Consider the following 21964-nt stretch of genomic DNA (forward strand, 5'->3'; position numbering starts at 1 on the left):
GGAGGCGCCCTTGAGTGACGCCACCGATCAAGCGCCCAAGACCACGACGGCGCAGCGCCGCCGGTGGTGGCCGATGGTCATCGCGATTGTCCTCGCTGCAGTTGTCGTGGGAGCCGCCGGTTGGGCCGCGGCCACGGTGCTGCGGCCCGCCGACGACCCGCTCGACGCCACCGCCTTCACGTACGTCACGGTCGAGCCGGGATCGGTCGGGTCGAGCATCAACCTGAACACCGTGGCGGAGTGGACTCCGACGCCGGTGGGGTCGAACCAGGCAGCGGGAGTGGTCACCGGGGCTGCGGTGCAGCCCGGCGATCAGGTGTCGCAGGGCTCGGTGCTGTATACGGTGAACTTGCATCCCGTGGTCGTGGCGCAGGGCGAGGTGCCGGCGTTCCGTGCGATAGGCCTCGATGCGCAGGGCGCTGATGTCGCCCAGCTTCAGGGGATGCTCCAGTCCTTGGGTCTATACAACGGCGCCGTGGACGGCAAGGCGGGATCGGGAACCGTGCAGGCGATCAAGGCCTGGCAGAAGTCGCTGGGTGTGCCGCAGACCGGCACCGCCGAGCTCGGCGACGTGATCTTCGTGCCGTCGCTGCCCACCCGGGTCTCGCTCGACTCGAAGGTGATCGCGCGAGGGAAGAGCGTGTCGGGAGGCGAGGAGGTCCTTCTGGGGCTCCCCTCCGCACCCACGTTCGTCTTGCCCGTCACTGAAGCTCAAGCCGGGATGATCCCGACAGGCACGCAGGTGCAGGTCACGTCTCCCGACGGGTCGATATGGGATGCCGTGTCGACCGATCAGGTGGCCGACGCCGAGACGCAGACGATCACTGTGGGGCTGGCGGGTCCCGACGGCGGTGTCATCTGCGGCGACTCGTGCGGGCTCGTTCCGGTGACGGGCGAGGCGATGCTGTCGTCCGTCATCGTTACGGTACCCACCGCCGGCGGGCTCGTCGTCCCGTCGGCGGCGCTGGTGACGGATGCCGGGGGCGAGGTCGCGGTGGTCGACGAGGCCGGCGCGCGCTTGCCAGTGACTGTGGTGACTTCGGCCAGGGGAATGTCGGTCGTTGAGGGCGTCGAGGGGGGTACCCGTGTGCGCGTCCCCGCGGTCGAGGGAGGCGGCGGGTGAGCGCACACGCGGACCCTGATGCGTCGGGGCGTTTCGTCTCGCTTCGCTCGCTCAACGACCGGGGAGAGGCGTTCGACGAGCGGGATGGTGATCCTGGCACGCCGCGGCTGGAAGCGCGTGACATCGTCTTCGAGTACACCGCCGGCACCCGGGTGCTCGACGGTTGGTCGGCGGAGTTCCCGGCGGGATCGATGAGCGCGCTGACCGGGCCATCGGGGCGAGGCAAGTCGACATTGCTGTACCTGCTCGGCCTAATGCTGCATCCCGCCTCAGGCGCGATCCTGGTCGATGGCGAATCCGTGGCCGGGATGCGCGACGCGCAGCGGGCTCGGTTGCGAGCGAGCCGTTTCGGGTTCGTGTTCCAGGACGCCGCGCTCGACCAGACCCGCACGGTGATCGACAATGTGACTGAGACCGCGCTGTACCGTGGCGAGGCCAAGCGGGACATCCGAGACAGGGCCCTCGAGCTACTCGACCGGTTCGGCGTCGACGTGCCGCCCGACCGCAAACCCGGCCAGGTGTCCGGCGGACAGGCTCAGCGCATCGCACTCTGCCGAGCGTTGCTGAATGCTCCCGCCGTACTGCTCGCAGACGAACCCACGGGAAACCTCGACCCCGCGACATCCGTTCTCGTCGTCGAAGCGATGCGCGACCATGCCCGCACCGGCGCTGCCGTGATCGTCGTCACCCACTCGCCCGAGGTCGCCGCTGCGTGCGACGCGGAGATCCGACTGTGACGCGCCCCGGTGAGCTGATCCGCGAGGCGATCGCGACCGCCAGGTCGCAGCCGGTGGCATCGGCACTCACCGTCTTCATGGTCGCAGGGATGATCCTCGCGGTCATGCTCACTACTGGGCGTACCGTCGGCGCCGAACAGGAGGTGCTCGGCTCAATCGACTCGGCCGGCACTCGGTCGATCACGATCCGGGCCGAGGAGGCCGCGGGAGTCACGAGCGACGTCCTCGAGCGGATCGCGCACATCGACGGCATCGAGTGGGCGGGCGCGTTCTCCACCGCGATCGACGCGACCAACACCCTCGTCTCCGACGGCACCCGCGTACCTGTGCGCTTCGCCTATGGGAACGACTTGGAGCGGCTCGGCGTCCCCGCGGACTCGCCGCTGCCTGGCCAGCTCGCCTATGCCGCCCCAGGCGCCCTCGACCAGCTCGGACTCGTCGACGATGTCGGCGCCCTCACCCTCACGACCGGCGCCGACTTCGCGGTGGCCGGCACGTTGGCCAGTCCGGAGTTCCTCGCGGCGCTGCAGCCTTTGACGCTCATTCCCCGTCCAGACGCGACGGGTGAGGAGGCGGTGGGCGTGCTAGTGGTGATTGCCGATCGTCCCGACCTCGTGGCCCCCGTCAGCGATGCGGTGCTCTCGGTGCTCGCTCCCGCCGACCCGAGCAAGATCACGGTCGAGACGAGCGAAGCCCTCGCGCAGCTCCGGGCCCTCATCCAGGGTCAGCTGGGGAGCTTCTCGCGCGGGCTGGTCCTCGGACTACTCGCGCTCACAGGAGCCCTCGTGGCCGTCCTCCTCTACGGCCTCGTGATGATGCGTCGCAAGGATTACGGCCGCCGCCGCGCGCTCGGCGCCACCCGCGGCCTGATCGTCGCCCTCCTCATGACTCAGACCGCTGTGCTCGCCGCGGCGGGCATCGCCGTCGGCACGGTGGCAAGCGCAGTGATCCTCTTCGCCTCGGGCGACCCGCTCCCTGGAGTCGCCTTCACCACCTCCCTCGCCGTCCTCGCCCTCTGCACGGCGATCGTGGCGGCGCTCCTCCCGGCGATCGTCGCCAGCCGACGCGAACCTATCCGGGAATTGCGCGTCCCGTAGAAGCGCCATGGGCCCTCCGGTGAGCGGATTCGCGATCAGATTCGTCGCCGCATTCGCATTGGCGATCGCGGTCGGGGAACTAATGCCGAGAACGCTGTTACCGCCGCCTCGGGAATATGGCGCTCGCGACGGCCAGCATCGCGGCGTTGCGGCCGGCTCTCTTCGCAGGGCGCCAGTAACTCGTTGGCGAACTGCGAGTCCCGTGGAGACACCTTGTGATGAACCCAGGGCACTCGATTTACGCGCGATCTGCGTCAACGAACTTGTCGATCCATGTCCGGATTCCCATCGGAATCTCTTCGATCGCGCTCACCGCATCGGCTGCGCCTGTACGGAGTCCGAGTGCACCCCATCGACAGTCAACTGTGTGGCGTGAGCAGCGCCCTATTGTTGCGCGAACGGCGAGTTCCTTACATTTCACTATTGGCAAGTTCGCGCCATTGTTGGGGCTATCGCAGCATGCAAGTATGAGCGCGCAACGACGCAGTCGACAGCTGCGCGAAGACGGAAAGGTCGATACATGAAGCAATGGCGCTTGCGGGTCGGGGTCGGACTTATCACAGTAGGTGCGCTGGCTCTGGTCAATCCCGCCGCGTCGCTGGCCGCCCAGAATCCAGATGACGTACCCGCGCCGGAGCTCAATTCCGTGTACCCGATCACCCCCGAGCAGATGCAGGACTATCAATCCTTCGCTGCGAGCGAGGGAATCTCTGTTGACGAGGTCATCCAGCGTTTCAGCGGGCAGCACGAGTTCTTGGCTGCGGTTGACCAGGTACGGTCAGCCCCCGGGGATGTGGTGGTACGGGCTGCGTGGGGCAACGGGTCGGGAAGCATTCACGTGAAACCCGGTGGTGCAAACGCCGCGCAAGCTGCTGCAGTTACCGCGGGCGCGGACATGGACGTGCTGGTTGCAGATCTCCGCGGCGAGGTAGCGCAGGCCGCTGTGGTGGACCAGTACGCGGGTACGCTTCAGGCCGCCGGCCAGTCGGGGTTTCAGGTGAGCTACGACGTCTTTACGAACACAGTAAATGTCACGACGTTCAGCGAGCCCGATGCGGCGGCTGCCGAATCCGTCCTCGCGGCGGAGGCGAGTGCACTCCTCGATGCCGAGGTTGGCACCGTGAACGTCGTGGTGGCAGCCGCTGACGAATCACAAACCCCCGCGCCCGATGCGCGTGGTGGGATGGGCTACGCCGGTTGCACAGGCGCTTTCATCGTGCGCCAGTCGACCAACTACTTCATCTCCACTGCGAGGCATTGCTTGACAACTCCGTCCACGTACGACGGTGCGTCGGTGAGCACGAGCATGAGCGCGATCGCGTCCGGCCATGACCTTCGAAGGACTCGACTGTCGGGCAGCCACCCAGCGACCTTTCGTTGGAGCTGGGGCAGCTACCGAACCGTCAAGTCATACGGCAACCCGACGATAGGAATCCTTGCGTGCAAGTTCGGTGTGACGACTGGGAACGGGTGCGCCACAGTAGTGGGCGTTGATTGGTGTGCTGTGTACGAGAACTTTCCGAGATTCTGCGGTCTGGCTGCGATGTCCGGGATCCTCACCAAGCCTGGCGACTCGGGCGGTCCGTGGTTCACGGGTTCGAAGGCGCTTGGCATCCACTCAGGACGCAGTGGGGCAAGTTCCGTTTTCACGAAGATTGGGCTCCTTCCCGGCCTTCTCGGCGTAACGGTGGTCACTGGTTGAACATGAAGCCGCAACGCCTCGTTTTTACCGCGGTCGTCGCAGCGTTCGGTCTGCTCCTAGTGGCGTGCCAACAACCACAAGGCGGCGGATCCCTCTCTGTCGAGCATTCGGGGGGCATCACCTTCCTACGCTCCGATGGCCACAGTGACGCCCCTGACATCTATTACCAGGGCACCGTGACAATTGGTCCAGGCGACTGCCTCTACGTCGAATTCCCGGGTGAGGCGCAGGAACTCGTGATCCTCGACGACGACACTGAAGTCACAGCCGACGGTCTCATCACGCCGGAAGGCTTCGAAGTGGCCTACGGCGAGCAAGTCAACGTTGTCCGCACGAACGCGGGCCACTACGACATGGAGATCGAGGGCGTCGAGGGTTGCGACGACAGCGGCCGGTCGGGTATCGCCTTCGTCGGAGATCCTCGGTAGAGCACATTTCCCGCCCGTCGTGGTTCCCGCGTCTGTCGCTGGGGCGGGGTGACGTGATGCAGCGCCGCATTCGCGGACGCGAGTCGTTGATGCGACTCCGTAAGGAACCGCAGGCTCGAAGCGACTACCGAGTGACGGCGCGTGGCCGTCATCACCCGAAGGAGTCCGCGATGCGTGTCTCGCCTTACTACTCAATCAACCCCACCGACCCCGATGTTCACCACGTCCACGATGATTGCCCGAGCGGCCAGCAGATCCCGGACCTCAACAAGCGGTCGGGGACGAACAACTGGCCGCTGTGCAAGCACTGTCGAGACATGTGACAGAACGACTCGCGTGGGCCGGCAGGGTGTTCTATTGCCGGCCCAGCGGGTCGCTGCCGGAGTTCAAGGGGCGGTGCTTCCTCTGTTGTGGCCGCCGGAGCCACTTCCTTACGACCTGTGGATAAGCGGTGGGCGGGTCGAGACACGCGGTTACTGTTGGACTGACCTTCGCTGCAAGTCCGGAGCAACTGTGAACAGGAAGACACCTTTCGAGGAGCACCTGTTCCGAGACGCTGTGTTTCGTGAAATGTTCGCATCTAACTTTTCACGGGTCGTCCGGTACGTGGAGGGACAGACCTCCAATCGTGCCGTTGCCGAGGACATCGCGGCTGAGGTGTTTCGTGTGGCTTGGCAGAAGCTCGACCCGGAGGAGCCCTTCGGGCTCCCGTGGCTCATCCGGACCGCGATTCACAAGACCCGGGACTATCAGCGGCGGGAGTACCGCGGTGCAAGGGTGATGGCCACCCTGTCGTTGCTGACAGCGGTGTCTGGCACCGGGGTCAGCAACCTCGACCGCCTGGCCCTACACGAGGCGATGTCGAAGCTGAGCGAAAATGACCTTCAGATTGTTCGACTCACATACTGGGACGGCTTGACTGCAGGAGAAGTAGCCCTAGTCCTGAGGATGAAGGAAGGCGCCATCTGGACGCGATTGCACCGAGCGCGGGCGCAACTTCGGGCAGCTCTCTTGGAGCCGGTGAAGGCAGGCAGCCATGAATGACGACGAACTCGAGCGCCTCCTTCGAGAGAGCAATCCAGCGAGCACCCCATCGGAGGTGGGACTCAGCGCAAACCATCGCGCAATCCTCGAACGCATCGTCGCTGAGCCCGTCGGGCGAAGGCGCTCGCCTGCCCGACTCACGCTCATGGTCACGGCACCGCTAGCAGCGGTGCTGGCCATATTCGTTGTCGTCATTTCGGTCTTCCAGCCTTTCGCCCCAGCGCCCGCCGCCGCCTTTGGGCCCCCGCCACTCGAATACCAGCCGACAGGTCGCAGCGCGGAGGAGGCGATTCGCTTGGCCCAGGGACGCCTTGAACAGCAGCAGAGTGTGACCGAACCTCTGCGGCAGGCCGTAACCACTGCATGGAACCTGACGATCGCCGAGGATGGGCAAGCCGAGCCCACCGTCGTTATTTCGCCTTCGGTGACCGAGCTCGAATGGGCAGCGGACCTGTCTGGCTCGTTGAAGGTCGTTGCCGGCGAGCCATACTTCGCGGACGGCAACGACGTCGCCGTCGCCACCGACGAGGCTAACGAGGCTGGAACGGTCCTCGACGAGCGCACGTTCGCACCCGGTGAGTTCCCCGCGCAGATTCCGGACGCCGCCAGCCTCGAGCCGGCCGCTCTCGATGCTCTGCTCGCCGCGTTCGCGCCCGACCGGTCACTCGCGGGCGATGCGTTCCTCGCAATGCATGCGGTTTTGAACGAGTGGACGCTGACGAACGCCCAGCACTCTGCGCTGCTCCATGGTCTGTCCGACTACGAGAACATTACGGTCCTCGGAACCACCACAGACCGTGCGGGCAGGGATGTGGTCGGGTTGAAGGCGGCGACGAGCAGACCTGGGCAAGATGCGGTGCTCCTCGTCTCAGCCTCGTCCGGACGCATCGTTGGACTCGAGAGCAGCGTCACCTCGAACGACAACTCTCTCGAGGTGCCGGAAGGCACAGTTATCTCGTACACCCTTTGGAAGGACCAAGAATGAAACGCACCCTCGTCACCGTTGCCCTCGTGACGGCGCTCGTCGTAGGCGCGCCGACATCGGTTGTTGCAGCAGAGGAGTCCGGGCAAGACGTGCATCCGTCCGTCGCGTTTGCTCTCGACGCCGAGCCTGGCGGGGTCGCGACTGGTTACGGCTCGGCGGAGTGGCCGGAGCTCGGAATGACGCTCGAGGTGTCTCTCGTTCGTGCCGTTGGCACATGCGCGACGGGCAGCATCTGCGCGTACTCCGAAGGCGGCATGGCCGGGACGAAACTCACCTGGACCACATGCGGTTCGAAGTCGACGAGCGCTCTGAGCACAGTTGGCTCGATCGCCAACGCGCGCTCGAGCGGAACGCTCAGTGCGCGCGAGGGTACGACCGTGCGCGCGAGCGCTGCCGCCAACACCTACGCCAACGTTCCGTTGGCCTATCGCACAGCCATTACCAACGTGTACTGCTAGGCGGACTCGTCGTCGGCGTCCACCGGCTTGGATGCGGGTAATCTCCTCGTCGATGAGATGCCGTGTAAACAGGACCCGTTAGAACGTTGAGCCACGGAGTGTCTGTCGGGGCGGTGTCTTGGGTGCATGTCCGTGGGTGATAACGCTCGATGAGCGCCTCGCCGACGACGATCACCGGCACGGTTGAGTACGTCCGCAGACGTGTTCGAAAACAGTCGCGCAATGCCGCTAACGTGGTGAGGCTTCGACGGCGAAGATCCGCAGCAGCGCCGCGCGGGGGATCATGCGCCGTGGGCCAAGCTGAACGCTGGGGATTGTCCCGCGGTCGACGCCCGCCTTGATGGTGCGGTAGTCGACGCCGACGAGGATCGCGGCATCCTTGAATGTGAGTGCGAGGGAAGTATCTGACCGGTTCATTTCCTGTCCAATCTCTGAGCCACCTATGTCAGCACGCGCCCACACTGTACACCAGTCTGAGCCAGATGTGTCATGAATGCTTCGTGACAAACCTTGTTCATCGTTTTCCGGCCTGAGATACTGCCCTCATGGTGAAGCTCGCGACAGCGGATATCAGCGACGATCGTGTCGAGGTGGGCAACGGCGTGAGCATCCCTCGGGCATGGACGGCGATTCTCCAAGGAGAGCCGGATGTCCCCGGAACGATTCGCGTGGACATCACGTTCGATCGCAAGCTCGGGCGCAGTGCCGCGGCACTCGTCAGCGTCGGGCGCAAAGCGGAAGGTGATGAGGTGACGAGCCTGACGCTCCGCGAGGTGCGAGTCCAGTGGGCGGTGCAGGCAACCGGCCTGACGGTTTCCACAGTTTCCACCGGCACGGACCACTCGGAGTCTGGCGCGGCGTACCTTATGCGCATGCGCGACCGGAAAGAGCGGACGACGGAAGAGACCATCGCCGACGCGGCGACCATCTACCGTCTCGCGGCGGCGGTGAGCATGCCGCCGTTGAAGGCTGTCGCCGACAATTTGAGCGTGAGCCAGAGCACCGCGACTCGGCTAATGAATCGCGCCCGCGTCGATGGACTCGCGGAAGGCATCAGGCTGCCGAGGGCCGATGCCACCGGACCGGTCGTCGGCGCACCGGGGCCGACGGGGCCGTCGATCAGCTGAGGAGAAGCATCATGGCTCGACGGGTGAACCACGAGGGCACACTCTCGCCGTACACGACGCCCTCGGGTGAGATCCGCTACCGGATCGCGTACTGGATCGTTCGCCCGGACGGTGAGTACGTGCGCCGCTTCCGCCGTGGCTTCGAAACCGAGCGGTTTGCGCGCGAGACGCTGGCCGACCTCCAGGTTGACATCCGCCGTGGCACTCATATCGAGGAGACCCGCGAGACGCTGAACGCCTACTCAGCGAAGTACTTCGACGGGCTGCGGGTGCGTCCGACGACGCTCGCCGGCTACCGAAAGCACTACCGCGTCCATGTCGAGAGCTCGTCGCTAGGGCGCACGCCGCTGAGCGACATCTCGAAAGATCAGCTCAACCGGCTCTATCGGCAGCTTGAGCGCGACGGGCGAAAGGACCGCGGACACATCGGTGAGCCGCTGGGGCCGGCGACCATCCGGCACATTCACGTGCTGCTGTCGCAGATCCTGCAGCACGCACTCGAGGATGGTCTCATCCGGCTGAACCCCGCCAAGCGGGCATCGCCTCCCACCAAGATCGATGCGGCGCCGCCCGAGATGATGACCTGGTCGGCCGAGGATGCGCGACTCTTCCTCGAGTGGTCCGAGTCCACTGGCGACTACCTCTGGCTGGCGTGGCTGACGCTGCTCGGCACCGGCATGCGCCGCGGCGAGATCCTTGGCGTGCGATGGAAGGACGTCGACCTCGATAACAACGTGATCACGATCGCGCGCGCGATGTCGTACGTGAAGGAAGCCGGCAAGAAGCCGGTCATCGACTTCCGTCAGACCAAGAGCGGCCGCGTGCGGAACGTCGACATCGACGCTCGGCTGGCGCACGCGCTGCGCACGAAGCGGGATCTGCTGCGGGCGGTCGCGCCTGAACTCGCGCGCGGCGAGCAGTTGATCTTCTGTAACCGGTTCGGCCGGCCGCACAACCCGACGCAGTTCTCGCGGCAGTGGCGCGAGCGGGTGAACAAGGCCGCGGACGCGCATCCCGATCTCGACCGGCTTCATCTCCACGAGCTTCGGCACACGCACGCGACGCTGCTGCTGCGCGCCGGCGTTCATCCGAAGATCGTCTCGGAGCGGCTCGGGCACGCTGACATCCAGACAACGCTCAATACGTACTCACACGCGGTGCGCACTTTGCAGCGGGGCGCTGCGGACCTTGTGGGGGAGCTGCTGGCTCCCGTCCGGGCCGACGCGCTCACGACGAGTTAGTCCTCAGGAACTCTCAGACACGGCGCTTCTCCGACATCAGCGAATCAGCGATCGGGCGGGGCGGAGTCCCGGGACCGTGGAATACCGGAGGCGCGAAGCGCCGAGGATATGCCGTCGAAAGCCCGGGACGCAGCCTCGCGCGGTCGCTACACTCTCGCGGCGGAGAAGAGCCGGCACATTCCGAGCGACACAACAGATGCCTCAGAAGCGTGTCCGAAAACCGCTAGCTCCGCCCATGACATGAGCCAGCCATGTCGCAACAGGCCAGTTCCACACGATCAGCGAACCGCGGAAAATCAGGCCTCTGGAGGGGTCGAAATCGGCCTTAACTGTGCCAGTAGGTGTGTCACGCGACCTGGACGGACGAAAAATCCCTTGAAAACACTGGGATCGGAGCGGCGGAGGATAGGGGATTCGAACCCCTGAGAGCTTTCACTCAACACGCTTTCCAAGCGTGCGCCATAGGCCACTAGGCGAATCCTCCGTGGCCCCGGAGGGCCGCAGACCATCCTACCTGGTCGCGGGGGCCGCCCCTGCGTATACGCTGCCCGGCCTCACGATGAGCGAGCGCGGTGCGATGACGGCGAGGATGCGGCGCGCTGGTGGTGCCGCGGCGAGCAGCTGAGCGCGCACCGCGGTCGCGGCATCCATCGCCGCATCGCCCATCCAGTAGTCCCGGCCACCGGACGGCGCATACGAGGCCCTCTCGATCGCCGTCGTCAGCGTGTACATGTCGTCGGGCGAGACTCCGTGGAAGTCGATGAGCCGCTGGGCGAATGCCCGGGGACTCTCGCTCGCGGGCACGGCGATGCCGGTGTCGATCGCGGCATCCTGCACGATCATCCATGCGGATGCGGCGTCCCCGCCGCGCGCCGCGAGCGTCAGCTGCCGGCGGCGCAGCTCGCGCACGAGGAAAGGCAGCGCGAGCACGAAGAGGATGAGCACGACGACGCCCAGCATCGGCAGCGGGTTGCCGGTGCCGAGCGGGGTTCCGGGCAGGGCCTCGTCGCGCGGATCGAGGGGACCGTTCGGACCCTGTTCGGCGCTCGTCGTGGGCGACGGGGTCGCGCCGGGTGTGGCGCCGTTCGGATCGTCGGTCTCACCGGGGAGCGTGGCGGCGGGGGAGAAGGATGTCGGCACCCCGAGCCCCGCGGTGGGCTCGAACGCGATCCACCCGGCGTTGTCGAAATACACCTCGGGCCAGGCGTGCAGAAGGGAGCTCGAGACCGTGTAGACGGTCTGATCCTCGACCGAGTCCGTGGTCCCCACACCGGGCAGGTAGCCGATCACGATGCGCGACGGCATGTGCAGGGTGCGCGCCATCAGCGCGAACGCCGACGCGAAGTGGATGCAGTAGCCCTCACGCTGTTCGAGGAATTGCGCGACGGCCTCCGCGCCGCTGCCGTCGAAGTCGTCCTCGACGGGCGCCTCGAGCGAGTACCGGAACTCGCCGCCGCGGAACCAGCGCTGCATCGCGATGAGCCGGTCGTAGTCGTTCGTCGCGTTCGCCGTCACCTCGGCGGCGAGCTGCGTGATGATCTCCGGGGTTCCGGCAGGAACCTGGGTGGTCTCGTCGCGCAGCTCGGGGCCGCCGGCGTTGTACGACCGGATCTGCTCGAGGGTCGGGCGGACCTGGTTCGACACCACCTCGTACGACTGACCCTGCGTGGTGCCCGACTGCGAGATCACCGTGCGGTTGTAGGGGACGGCTGCCCACCGGCCGTCGAGACCCGAGACCTGGACCGCCGGGTAGGGGACCGGCAGCCACACCGACGCGAGGTTCACCACCTCGACATCGGTCGTGTACTCCGACAGCCGGATGTCCTCGGCGACGGTGACCGAGCCGAGGCCGAACTCGCTGTCGAGGGGAACGGTGCGCACGCGGTCCGGCTCCCACACCCCGCCCTCGAAGCGCGACAGCGTGGTCGCACGCAGGTACGGCGGCGACGGCGCATCGGAGCGCACCCGCAGCACCTCCACCTGCTCCGGCCTGCGGAGGTCGTCACCGAGCTGCAGCGTGGCATCGATGCCCGGGCCGCCACCGAGACCGGCGCCGGCACGGACGAGCGGCTGCGGCAGGAGCGGCGTGGCGACGACCGCGACGATCACGGCGATCGCCCCGATGCCGAGCGCCGTCGCGGGCACTCCCGCGGTCCGCTCCGCGGCGCGTTCCAACGGGCGCTCGCGCGACCGGGTCTCGACGCGGATGAGAGACAGGATCGCCACCGCGAGGAAGACGAAGGCCATCACGTCGACCTCCCGCGGCACGGCGATCGCCGGGATCAGCGAGACCGCGACGATCCCGATGGACGCGAGCAGCGGCATCCGCGCGGTGAGCACGACGTGATCGACGATGATCGCGAGAAGTCCCATGGCGCCGACGATGAGGAACGCGAGCGGGATGCTGTCCTCGAGCGGAGCCGCGCCGAGGATGATCTCGTCCATCGCGTCGTCGACGAGCGGCGGCACCGCGCGGATCGTCTCGGGTGTCGGGATGATCCACAGCAGCGCCGTGTCGCGCAGGAACACGGCGGTCATCATGGCCACCCAGACGCCGGCCTCGATGAGGCTGACGGCGACGGCGGGAAGCCGCAGGCGTCGGGCGCCGTAGCCGGCGGCGAGCACGAGCGTGGCGATGACGACTGAGCCCAGCAGCCAGCCGCCCGGCTTCACCACCCCCATGACCGGCAGGAGCGCGGCCAGCAGCGCGGTGAGGAGCACCAGGGTCAGCAGCCACTCGCCGCCGCGGCGGGTGCGCTGCTCCACCGACTCAGACGTTGACATGGCTCACCCCCCGCCCGACCGCGTTGCCCCACGCGACGGCGAGATCCCCATCGGGATCGATCGCCGCGACCCGCCAGCCGTGGTCGGCGGCGCGGTCGAGCGCGTCTCCGACGGGTCCGACGGCGAGCACCATCGGCAGCGTGCTGTGATGGGCGACCGGGGCGATCGCCTCGGCGTCGGACGGATCGAACCTGCCCACGATGAGGATGACGGGTCCGGTCATCACACCCGCGAACAGCCGCGTGAGCCGGGCCAGGCTGTCATCGCGTCGAGCGGTGAGCTTCGCGAAGTGGGAGAGGAGCGCCTCGACCTCGACCATGTCGCCGCCGTCGATGCGCTCGGCGAGGATCGTGCCGTCGGAGTCGAGCACCTCGACCGCGTACCCGTCGTGCACGAGGCGGGCGACGGCGGACACGCAGGCCGACACCGCGGCCTCGAACCCCGGGTCGGCGCCGGGCGCCTGCATCGCCTCGGCCGCCCAGCGCAGCACGCCGCGGTCGAGCACGACGCTGGCCTCGGGCGTGGACTCCTGCTCCTCCTGGCGCACCATCAGCTCGTCGCGATGGGCGGTCGCGCGCCAGTGGATTCGGCGCATCGAGTCGCCGGGGAGGTACGGCCGGGCGACGAGGTTGTCCGCGCCCTGGCCGAGCTGGTTCGTCGTGGTGTGCAGCGTGCCGCCGGTCTCGCCGGCGAAGTCGGTGAGCGGCGGCAGGTCGACCAGCGCGGGAGCGACGGTCACCGGCGTGCGCTCGCCGAACAGGGTGCGCCGCCGCGCCAGTCCGAACGGGTCGGTCGAGCGCACCGAGAGAGGACCGATGGAGTGGATGCCGCGCCTGACGCCCGTCACCGTGTACGAGAGGTCGACCACACGCTCGCCGCCGCGCAGCCCCGACCCGAGGGCCGGGAACACCCCCTCGGACCGGCCGCGCAGTCCTTTCGGAAGGGCGTCGTGCCACGTGCCGGGCGGCGTGGGCACGGCGGTGCGCACTCCCACCCGCACGGCGACGATCGACGAGCGACCGACGGTCGCGACATCCGGGGTGAACGATCTCGTCACGACGTCCGTGCGACGCGTGAGGTAGAGCGATGCGACGCTCGCGCCCAGTACGGCCAGCAGCAGGATGCCGAAGTACATCAGCTCGCTGATGCCGAACTCGTTCGCCATCACGAAGCAGGTGATCGCCAGGATGAGCGCGCCGGTGCCTCGCACCGTCAGCGGCCACAGGCGTCTCATCACGGGCTCACTGACGCGGGGCGATGGGGACGCGCACGCTCGAGGCGATGCGGTCCAGGATCGAGATGATGGCGTCGGCCGCTCCGCGCGCTCGCGCGCCGCCGGCCGAGCGGGTGGGGATGAGGCGGTGGGCGAACACCGGCGCGAGCAGCGCCGTGATGTCGTCGGGGATGACGAAGCCGCGGCCGTCGAGTGCGGCCCAGACCTTCGCCGCACGCACGAGCTGCAAGGTGGCGCGCGGGCTCGCGCCCAGCCGCAGGTCGGTGTGGGTGCGGGTGGCGTGCGCCAGGGCGACCGCGTAGTCCTCGATGGGCGGCGCCACGTGGACCGCGCGGGCCCACGCGATGAGCTCGGTCACCTGATCGGCCGAGACCACCGCGGCCAGCTGGTCGAGCGGGTTCAGGGTGTCGCGCTGACGCAGCATCAGCGCCTCCGAGCGCTGGTCGGGATAGCCCATCGAGATGCGCATCATGAAGCGGTCCCGCTGCGCTTCGGGCAGCGCGTACGTGCCCTCCATCTCGAGCGGATTCTGGGTGGCGACGACGAGGAACGGCTCGGGGACGAAGTGCGTGCGACCGTCGACGGTCACCTGGCGCTCCTCCATCGCCTCGAGCAGTGCCGACTGCGTCTTGGGGGAGGAGCGGTTTATCTCGTCGGCGATGACGATGTTGGCGAAGATCGCGCCCTGCTTGAACTCGAACTCCCGATCGACCGGGTTGAAGACGCTCACGCCCGTCACGTCGCCGGGGAGGAGGTCGGGCGTGAACTGGATGCGGCGGACCGTCGCGTCGACGGAGGCGGCGAGCGCCCGCGCGAGCATCGTCTTGCCCACGCCCGGGACGTCTTCGATGAGCAGGTGTCCTTCGGCGAGGAGGCACACCAGCGCGCTGCGCACCGCTTCCGGCTTGCCGTCGATCACGCTGCCCACGGCGCCGAGGATCGCGTCGGTCGTGCGGGCGAAATCCTCCGCGGTGAGTGCAGTGGTGGCGTCGGTCGTCGCGGTATCGGTCATCGCGCCCTCTCCTCGGACGCCCGTTCGGGCGGGTGAGCCGAAATGCACGGGCTCCAGCGCCCGCTCACTCGTTGATCGTAACAACGCACGGGCCTTCGCGGGCCTGGGAGAACACTGCGACTCCCACGCCGGGTTAGACTGGTGTCAGCTCTCCGCGAGGCGGCATCCAGGCCAACTCCCCCAGGACGGAAACGTAGCAAGGGTAACCAGGCTCTGCCGGGTTCGCGGAGAGTCTTACTTTTGCCGGGGGGTTCCCGCCGACGGGCCCCTGCGGAGCCGGCGCCGCCCGTAGGCTGGGCACGTGGCGCAGAGCATCTTCATCACGTCGGCCGAAGGCCACTCGGGCAAGTCGACGGTCGCGCTGGGCGTGCTCGACGCCCTCAGCCACGCCACCCCGCGTGTCGGGGTGTTCCGGGCGATCGCCCGCTCGACGGCCGAGCCCGACTACGTCCTCGAGATGCTGCTCGACCACGACGGCGTCCATCTGCCCTACGACGAGTGCATCGGCGTCACCTACGACGATGTGCGTCGCGATGCGGATGCCGCGCTCGCGGCGATCGTCGAGCGCTACAAGTCCGTCGAGGCGCAGTGCGACGCGGTCGTGATCCTGGGCAGCGACTTCACCGACGTCGGCAGCCCGGCCGAACTGGGCTACAACGCGCGCATCGCAGCGAACCTCGGCGCCCCGGTGCTCCTCGTCCTGGGCGGGCGCTCGGCGCAGAACCAGACGCGGCCCGAGCAGCTCGGATCCTCACTCCCGCGCACGGCCGCTGAGATGGGCCAGATCGCCGACCTGGCCCTCACCGAGCTCGCGCACGAGCGCGCCGAGCTGTTCGCCGTCGTGGCCAACCGCTCGGAGCCGTCGGAGGCGGCGGCCACGATCGCCGCGATCACGCGTTCCGTCGAGACGGCCCTCGGTCCCCGCACGGACACCGTGCCGGTGTGGGCCATTCCCGAGGATCGGTACCTCGTCGCCCCGTCCATGCGCGGCATCATGCGCTCGGTCGGCGGCGAGCTGCTCTCGGGCGACCCCGACCGACTCACCCGCGAAGCGCTCGCGGTCGTCGTCGCGGGCATGTCGATGGTCAACGTGCTGCCGCGCCTGCTCGAGGGTGCGGTCGTGGTCATCGCCGCCGACCGCTCCGAGGTGCTCCTCGCCACGATGCTCGCGAATGCCGCGGGCACGTTCCCCTCGATCTCGGGGATCGTGCTCAACGGCGGATTCCCGCTGCCCGAGCCGGTGACGCGCCTGCTGGACGGCCTGGGCTCGAACGTCCCGATCGTGACGACCGACCTCGGCACGTACGAGACCGCCGCCCGCATCATGGGCACGCGCGGCCGGCTGGCAGCCGACTCGCAACGGCGCTACGACACCGCCCTGTCGCTGTTCGAGCAGAGCGTCGACACGGAGGAGCTGCTTCGCGCCTTCGGCGTCGCACGCGCGACGGTCGTCACGCCGCTCATGTTCGAGTTCCAGCTCATCGAGCGCGCCCGTTCCCAGCGCAAGCGCATCGTCCTGCCCGAGGGCGGTGACGACCGGGTGCTGCGCGCCGCCGCGACGGTGCTCAAGCGCGGCATCGCCGACCTCACGATCCTCGGCCAGCCCGACGAGGTGCGCGCCCGTGCCGTCGAGCTCGGCATCGACCTCCGGGCGGCGGAGGTGCTCTCGCCGCTGGACGCAGACCACGTGCGCAGGTTCGCCGAGGAGTACGCGCGGCTGCGCGCCCACAAGGGCGTCACCCTCGCGCAGGCGGCCGACACGGTGACGGATGTCTCGTACTTCGGCACGCTCATGGTCCACCTCGGACTCGCCGACGGGATGGTCTCGGGTGCGATGCACACCACCGCCCACACCATCCGGCCGGCGTTCGAGATCATCAAGACCAGGCCCGGCGTCTCGGTCGTCTCGAGCGTCTTCCTCATGGCCCTCGCCGACCGCGTGCTCGTCTACGGCGACTGCGCGGTGATCCCCGATCCGACCTCCGAGCAGCTGGCCGACATCGCCATCTCGTCCGCCGCCACGGCGGCGCAGTTCGGCATCGACCCGCGGGTCGCGATGCTGTCCTACTCGACGGGGGAGTCCGGTTCGGGTGCCGACGTCGAGAAGGTGCGGGATGCCACGGCCCTGGTGCGCTCGCGTGCGCCCGAGCTCCTCGTGGAAGGCCCCATCCAGTACGACGCGGCGGCCGACGCCGCCGTCGCGGCGGCCAAGATGCCGGGGTCCGACGTGGCCGGGCGGGCCACGGTGTTCGTCTTCCCCGACCTCAACACCGGCAACAACACGTACAAGGCCGTGCAGCGCTCGGCCGGCGCCGTGGCGATCGGGCCCGTTCTGCAGGGACTCAACAAGCCCATCAACGACCTGTCGCGGGGCGCCCTCGTCGACGACATCGTCAACACGATCGCCATCACGGCGATCCAGGCGCAGGGGGAGTGAGCATGTCACCGGTGCTGGTCGTCAACTCCGGCTCGTCGTCGTTCAAGTACCAGCTGATCGACGTCGACACCGAGTCGACGCTCGCCTCGGGTCTCGTGGAGCGCATCGGCGAGGCATCCGGTCACGCCACCCACACCGTGATGGCGCCGCCGGCCGACGGACCCGCGCCCACGATGCTCAATGCGACGCACACGCTCGAGCTGCCGATCCCCGACCACGGGGTGGGCTTCCAGGTCATGCTCGATGCGTTCGCGTCCGCCGGCCCGTCGCTCGACGAGCATTCGCCGATCGCCGTCGGACACCGCGTCGTGCACGGCGGGGCCCGGTTCTTCGAGCCGACGCTCATCACGCCGCTCGTCGAGATCAACATCGACGAGCTCTCGGTGCTGGCGCCGCTCCACAACCCGGCCAACCTCGCGGGAATCCGGGCGGCGAAGGCCGCCTTCCCCGACGTGCCCCACGTCGCCGTCTTCGACACCGCGTTCCACCAGACCCTCGAGCCGCACGTCTACACGTACGCGATCGACGCCGAGCTCGCGGCATCCCACCGCATCCGGCGCTACGGGTTCCACGGCACGTCGCACAAGTTCGTGGCCGAGGCGGCGGCGGCCTTCGTCGGCAGGCCGCTCGCCGACCTGCGGCAGATCGTCTTCCACCTGGGCAATGGCGCGTCCGTGACCGCGATCGACGGCGGGCGCTCGGTCGAGACCTCGATGGGCTTCACGCCGCTCGAGGGGCTCGTGATGGGCACGCGCTCGGGCGACATCGACCCGGCGGTGCTGTTCCACCTCGCCCGCCGCGACGCCCTGTCGATCGACGACCTCGACGACCTGCTCAACAAGCGCAGCGGCATGCTGGGGCTCGCCGGATCCTCCGATCTGCGCGACATCCGCGCCGCCATCGAGCGCGGCGAACCGCAGGCGATCCTCGCGTACGAGGTGTACGTGCACCGCCTGCGCGCGTACGCCGGGGCGTACCTCGCCCAGCTGGGCGGCGTCGACGTCATCTCCTTCACCGCCGGGGTGGGCGAGAACGCCCCGCTGGTGCGCGCGGCGGCGCTGGCGACGCTCGGGTTCGCGGGGGTGGAGGTCGACCCGGAGCGCAACCTCGCCCAGGCTCGCGGCATCCGGAGGATATCGACGGATGCCTCGGCCGTCGCCGTCCTCGTCGTGCCCACCGACGAGGAGCTCGAGATCGCCCGGCAGACGGTCGGCGTCGCGCGGCGGTGAGCCGCTCTCGCTACCCTTGTCTGGTGTCCACCGAAGCCCTGCCCGACCTGTCCGCCTACGACGCCGTGCTCTTCGATCTGGACGGCGTGCTGACCCCCACCGCCGAGGTGCACATGCACGCCTGGCAGACGATGTTCGAGGCGCTCTTCGCCGCCTGGGACATCACGCCCGCGTACACCGAGCGCGACTACTTCGACCACCTCGACGGCAAGAAGCGCTACGACGGCGTCGCGAGCCTGCTGCGCTCGCGCGACGTCGAGGTGCCCTGGGGTGACCCGTCCGACCCCGTGACGGCCGACACCGTGTGCGGCATCGGCAATCGCAAGAACGTGGTCTTCGAGTCCGTCCTGCGCGACGAGGGCATCGCCGCGTACCCGGGATCCCTCGCGCTGCTCGACGCGCTCGCCGCAGCCGGCACTCGGGTCGCGGTGGTCTCGAGCTCGAAGAACGCCGAGGAGGTCCTCGACGTCGCCGGAATCCGTGACCGGTTCGACGTCGTGATGGACGGCGTGATCGCCGAGCGCGACCACCTCGCCTCCAAGCCCGCGCCCGACGTCTTCGTCGAGGCGGCGCGGATGCTCGGCGTCGACCCTGCCCGCAGCGCCGCCGTCGAAGACGCCCTCAGCGGCGTCGCCTCGGCCGCGGCGGGCGCGTTCGCGCTCGTCGTCGGCGTCGATCGCGGCGCAGGGGTGCAGGCGCTGACGGATGCCGGCGCCCACGTCGTCGTCGACGATCTCGCCGAGCTCGTGCCCGCCGTCACCGCCCCGACCAGCACCGAGGAGAGCACCGCATGATGGATCGCGACCGGTTCCCCGTCGACCCCTGGCGTCTCGTCGAGACGTCGTTCGATCCCGAGGACGGCGGTGTCACCGAGACGCTGTTCGCGGTCGGGAACGGCTACCTCGGGATGCGCGGCAACCACCCCGAGGGCCGCCAGTCGCACGAGCACGGCACGTTCATCAACGGCTTCCACGAGACATTCCCGATCCGCCACGCCGAGCAGGCGTACGGCTTCGCCGAGGTCGGGCAGACGATCGTCAATGCGCCCGACGCGAAGGTGATGCGCGTCTACGTCGACGACGAGCCGCTGTCGCTCGACGTCGCCGACGTGCGCGAGTACGAGCGTGTGCTCGACATGCGCGAGGGCGTGCAGACCCGCCACGTGCTGTGGACGACGCCGTCCGGCAAGGACGTGCGCATCGAGTACTCCCGGCTGGTGTCGTTCGAGGAGAAGCACCTGTCGGTCATGACGGTCGACGTCACCGTCCTGAACGCCGACGCGCCCGTCACGGTCAGCTGCCAGCTCATCAACCGCCAGGACGGCGAGGACGTCTACGGCGGCACGCCCAAGGCGCCCAAGAAGGCCGGCTTCGACCCGCGCAAGGCGGAGCGCATGCAGGAGCGCGTGCTGCAGCCGGAGGAGTACTGGCAGGACGGGCTGCGGTCGGCGCTGTCGTACCGCGTGACCGACTCGGGCATGACGATCGCCCTCGTCGCCGACCACCTCGTCGAGACCGAGAACGCGTACTCGGCGCGCACGCTCATCGAGCCCGACATCGCCAAGAACGTGTTCCGCGTGCAGGCGAAGGCCGGGGTTCCGATCCGCGTGACCAAGCTCGTGAGCTACCACACGTCGCGCGGCGTCCCTGCCCGTGAGCTGGTGGACCGCTGCCGGCGCTCGCTGGATCGCGCGCTCACCGTCGGCGTCGACGCGGTGATCGCGCAGCAGCGCGAGTGGCTCGACGGCTTCTGGGAGCGCTCGGACGTGCGGATCGGCGGTCACGACGATCTGCAGCAGGCCACGCGCTGGTGCCTGTTCCAGCTCGCGCAGGCGTCGGCGCGCGCCGACGGCCAGGGCGTGCCCGCGAAGGGCATGACGGGCTCCGGCTACAGCGGCCACTATTTCTGGGACACCGAGATCTACGTCCTGCCGTTCCTCGCGTACACGACGCCGCTCTGGGCGCGCAACGCCCTGCGGATGCGATACCTCATGCTGCCCGCCGCCCGCCGGCGCGCGTTCCAGCTCAACGAGCACGGCGCGCTGTTCCCGTGGCGCACGATCAACGGCGAGGAGGCCTCCGCCTACTACGCCGCCGGCACGGCGCAGTACCACATCAACGCCGACGTCTCCTTCGCGCTGGCCAAGTACATCCGCGCCACGGGCGACACGGAGTTCCTCTACCGCGAGGGTGTCGACATCGCCGTCGAGACGGCGCGGCTGTGGGCCACGCTCGGGTTCTGGCGCACGGTCGAGGGGGCGGGCGAGGAGACGTTCCACATCCACGGCGTCACCGGTCCGGACGAGTACACGACGGTCGTCAACGACAACCTCTTCACGAACGTGATGGCCCGCTTCAACCTGCGGTTCGCCGCGCGCACCGTGCGCGAGATGGCCGAGGTCGACGGCGAGGTGTACCGCAGGATGGTCGACCGGCTCGGGCTCGACCCCGCCGAGCCCGAGGGCTGGGAGCGTGCCGCCGAGGCGATGCACATCCCGTTCAGCCCCGACCTCGGCATCCACCCTCAGGACCACGTCTTCCTCGAGCGCGAGATCTGGGATCTCGAGAACACCCCGCCCGACAAGCGGCCGCTGCTGCTGCACTTCCACCCGCTGGTCATCTACCGCTACCAGGTGCTCAAGCAGGCCGACGTGGTGCTGGCGCTGTTCCTGCAGGGCAACCACTTCTCCGACGAGGACAAGCTCGCCGACTTCGAGTACTACGACCCGCTGACCACGGGCGACTCGACGCTCTCTGCGGTGGTGCAGGCGATCCTCGCCGCCGAGGTCGGATACCAGGACCTCGCCCTCGAGTACTTCCGGCAGTCGATCTTCGTCGACCTCGCCGACCTGCACCACAACGCGTCTGACGGCGTGCACGTGGCATCGGCCGGCGGGGTGTGGACGGCGCTGGTGTCGGGCTTCGGAGGCATGCGCGACCACTTCGGCGAGCTGTCGTTCGACCCGCGCCTGCCCGCCGCCTGGCCCGAGCTGTCCTTCGTGCTGCACTGGCACGGCACCCGCCTGCAGATCACGATCACGCGTGACGAGCTCCGGATCGCCGCGTCGGACGGCGACCCCGTCGGCTTCAGCGTGCGGGGTACCGGCTACGTCGTCGGTGCGGGCGAAGAGGTCTCCGTCCCCCTTGAAGGACAGGGCCCGGTGATCCCCGGACGCCCGACCCTCGGCGAGCTGACCGAGGTGCAGCGCGAGGACGGCTCGTACCTCTCGGCGTCCGTGCCGACGGTGACGGCATCCATCCCGATCATCATGGGAGCGGCGGATGTCGAGCACGGCGCAGACGCGTGAGGGGGGCCGCTGCGATGTC

Annotated in this window: 18 protein-coding genes, 1 tRNA gene and 1 other RNA gene; 15 read left to right on the forward strand and 5 right to left on the reverse strand. The window is 68.4% G+C overall.

What is annotated here, in order from left to right; all coding sequences use genetic code 11:
* Positions 1 to 10: 10 nt before the first annotated feature.
* The 8 genes from JX005_RS04865 (at position 11) to JX005_RS04900 (ending at position 7574) form a co-directional block, all read left to right on the forward strand.
* Positions 11 to 1123 carry a peptidoglycan-binding domain-containing protein gene (locus JX005_RS04865; protein WP_246533557.1) on the forward strand — a complete coding sequence of 371 codons (1113 nt, stop codon included), beginning with the start codon at positions 11 to 13 and terminating at the stop codon, positions 1121 to 1123.
* Positions 1120 to 1860 (forward strand): ABC transporter ATP-binding protein, encoded by a 741-nt coding sequence (locus tag JX005_RS04870; RefSeq protein ID WP_307858492.1) that lies wholly within the window; start codon positions 1120 to 1122, stop codon positions 1858 to 1860. The genes JX005_RS04865 and JX005_RS04870 overlap by 4 nt, the downstream gene beginning before the upstream one ends.
* Positions 1857 to 2957 (forward strand): ABC transporter permease, encoded by a 1101-nt coding sequence (locus JX005_RS04875; RefSeq protein WP_307858493.1) that lies wholly within the window; start codon positions 1857 to 1859, stop codon positions 2955 to 2957. The genes JX005_RS04870 and JX005_RS04875 overlap by 4 nt, the downstream gene beginning before the upstream one ends.
* 520 nt (positions 2958 to 3477) lie before the next feature.
* The gene (locus JX005_RS04880; RefSeq protein ID WP_214466303.1) at positions 3478 to 4659 is read left to right on the forward strand and encodes a S1 family peptidase; all 1182 of its coding nucleotides are present in this window, start codon (positions 3478 to 3480) and stop codon (positions 4657 to 4659) included.
* 2 nt (positions 4660 to 4661) lie between these two features.
* Positions 4662 to 5087: a hypothetical protein gene (locus JX005_RS04885; RefSeq protein ID WP_214466304.1), complete on the forward strand. Its 426-nt coding sequence runs from the start codon at positions 4662 to 4664 to the stop codon at positions 5085 to 5087.
* A 513-nt stretch (positions 5088 to 5600) separates the two neighbouring features.
* Positions 5601 to 6131: an RNA polymerase sigma factor gene (locus JX005_RS04890; RefSeq protein WP_214466305.1), complete on the forward strand. Its 531-nt coding sequence runs from the start codon at positions 5601 to 5603 to the stop codon at positions 6129 to 6131.
* The gene (locus tag JX005_RS04895) at positions 6124 to 7116 is read left to right on the forward strand and encodes a hypothetical protein (RefSeq protein WP_214466306.1); all 993 of its coding nucleotides are present in this window, start codon (positions 6124 to 6126) and stop codon (positions 7114 to 7116) included. Before JX005_RS04890 ends, JX005_RS04895 begins: the two co-directional genes overlap by 8 nt.
* The gene (locus tag JX005_RS04900) at positions 7113 to 7574 is read left to right on the forward strand and encodes a hypothetical protein (RefSeq protein WP_214466307.1); all 462 of its coding nucleotides are present in this window, start codon (positions 7113 to 7115) and stop codon (positions 7572 to 7574) included. Before JX005_RS04895 ends, JX005_RS04900 begins: the two co-directional genes overlap by 4 nt.
* Before the next feature lie 228 nt (positions 7575 to 7802).
* Here the strand turns inward: JX005_RS04900 and JX005_RS04905 are convergent, their stop codons facing one another.
* Entirely contained in the window at positions 7803 to 7991 is a 189-nt protein-coding gene (locus JX005_RS04905) for a helix-turn-helix domain-containing protein (protein ID WP_214466308.1), read from the reverse strand.
* Positions 7992 to 8119: 128 nt separating this feature from the next.
* Here JX005_RS04905 and JX005_RS04910 point away from each other — a divergent pair, with 128 nt between their 5' ends.
* Together JX005_RS04910 and JX005_RS16465 are read left to right on the forward strand one after the other, a co-directional pair.
* Positions 8120 to 8701, forward strand: coding sequence for a helix-turn-helix domain-containing protein (locus JX005_RS04910; protein WP_214466309.1), 582 nt, complete (start codon positions 8120 to 8122; stop codon positions 8699 to 8701).
* 578 nt (positions 8702 to 9279) lie between these two features.
* Entirely contained in the window at positions 9280 to 9942 is a 663-nt protein-coding gene (locus JX005_RS16465) for a site-specific integrase (RefSeq protein WP_281422030.1), read from the forward strand.
* A gap of 399 nt (positions 9943 to 10341) precedes the next feature.
* Here JX005_RS16465 and JX005_RS04920 read toward each other — a convergent pair.
* The 4 genes from JX005_RS04920 to JX005_RS04935 all read right to left on the reverse strand — a co-directional run bounded on the left by JX005_RS04920 (position 10342) and on the right by JX005_RS04935 (position 14972).
* A tRNA-Ser gene (locus JX005_RS04920) sits at positions 10342 to 10426 on the reverse strand.
* 26 nt (positions 10427 to 10452) lie between these two features.
* Positions 10453 to 12726, reverse strand: coding sequence for a transglutaminase TgpA family protein (locus tag JX005_RS04925; RefSeq protein ID WP_214466311.1), 2274 nt, complete (start codon positions 12724 to 12726; stop codon positions 10453 to 10455).
* Positions 12713 to 13960, reverse strand: a complete 1248-nt coding sequence (locus tag JX005_RS04930; protein WP_214466312.1) for a DUF58 domain-containing protein — start codon at positions 13958 to 13960, stop codon at positions 12713 to 12715. Before JX005_RS04930 ends, JX005_RS04925 begins: the two co-directional genes overlap by 14 nt.
* 7 nt (positions 13961 to 13967) lie before the next feature.
* Positions 13968 to 14972 (reverse strand): AAA family ATPase, encoded by a 1005-nt coding sequence (locus JX005_RS04935; protein WP_214466313.1) that lies wholly within the window; start codon positions 14970 to 14972, stop codon positions 13968 to 13970.
* Between the two features lie 143 nt (positions 14973 to 15115).
* Here JX005_RS04935 and ffs point away from each other — a divergent pair.
* The 5 genes from ffs to JX005_RS04960 all read left to right on the forward strand — a co-directional run bounded on the left by ffs (position 15116) and on the right by JX005_RS04960 (position 21945).
* An RNA gene (ffs, locus tag JX005_RS04940) (signal recognition particle sRNA small type) lies at positions 15116 to 15212 on the forward strand.
* A 61-nt stretch (positions 15213 to 15273) separates the two neighbouring features.
* Positions 15274 to 17409 carry a phosphate acetyltransferase gene (pta, locus tag JX005_RS04945; RefSeq protein ID WP_214466314.1) on the forward strand — a complete coding sequence of 712 codons (2136 nt, stop codon included), beginning with the start codon at positions 15274 to 15276 and terminating at the stop codon, positions 17407 to 17409.
* Positions 17410 to 17411: 2 nt separating this feature from the next.
* Positions 17412 to 18638 carry an acetate/propionate family kinase gene (locus JX005_RS04950; protein ID WP_214466670.1) on the forward strand — a complete coding sequence of 409 codons (1227 nt, stop codon included), beginning with the start codon at positions 17412 to 17414 and terminating at the stop codon, positions 18636 to 18638.
* A gap of 20 nt (positions 18639 to 18658) precedes the next feature.
* Positions 18659 to 19432, forward strand: a complete 774-nt coding sequence (locus JX005_RS04955) for a beta-phosphoglucomutase family hydrolase (protein ID WP_214466671.1) — start codon at positions 18659 to 18661, stop codon at positions 19430 to 19432.
* The gene (locus JX005_RS04960; protein ID WP_214466315.1) at positions 19429 to 21945 is read left to right on the forward strand and encodes a glycoside hydrolase family 65 protein; all 2517 of its coding nucleotides are present in this window, start codon (positions 19429 to 19431) and stop codon (positions 21943 to 21945) included. The genes JX005_RS04955 and JX005_RS04960 overlap by 4 nt, the downstream gene beginning before the upstream one ends.
* Positions 21946 to 21964 lie beyond the last annotated feature (19 nt).

The organism is Microbacterium flavescens (assembly GCF_018588945.1).
GTDB lineage: Bacteria > Actinomycetota > Actinomycetes > Actinomycetales > Microbacteriaceae > Microbacterium > Microbacterium flavescens.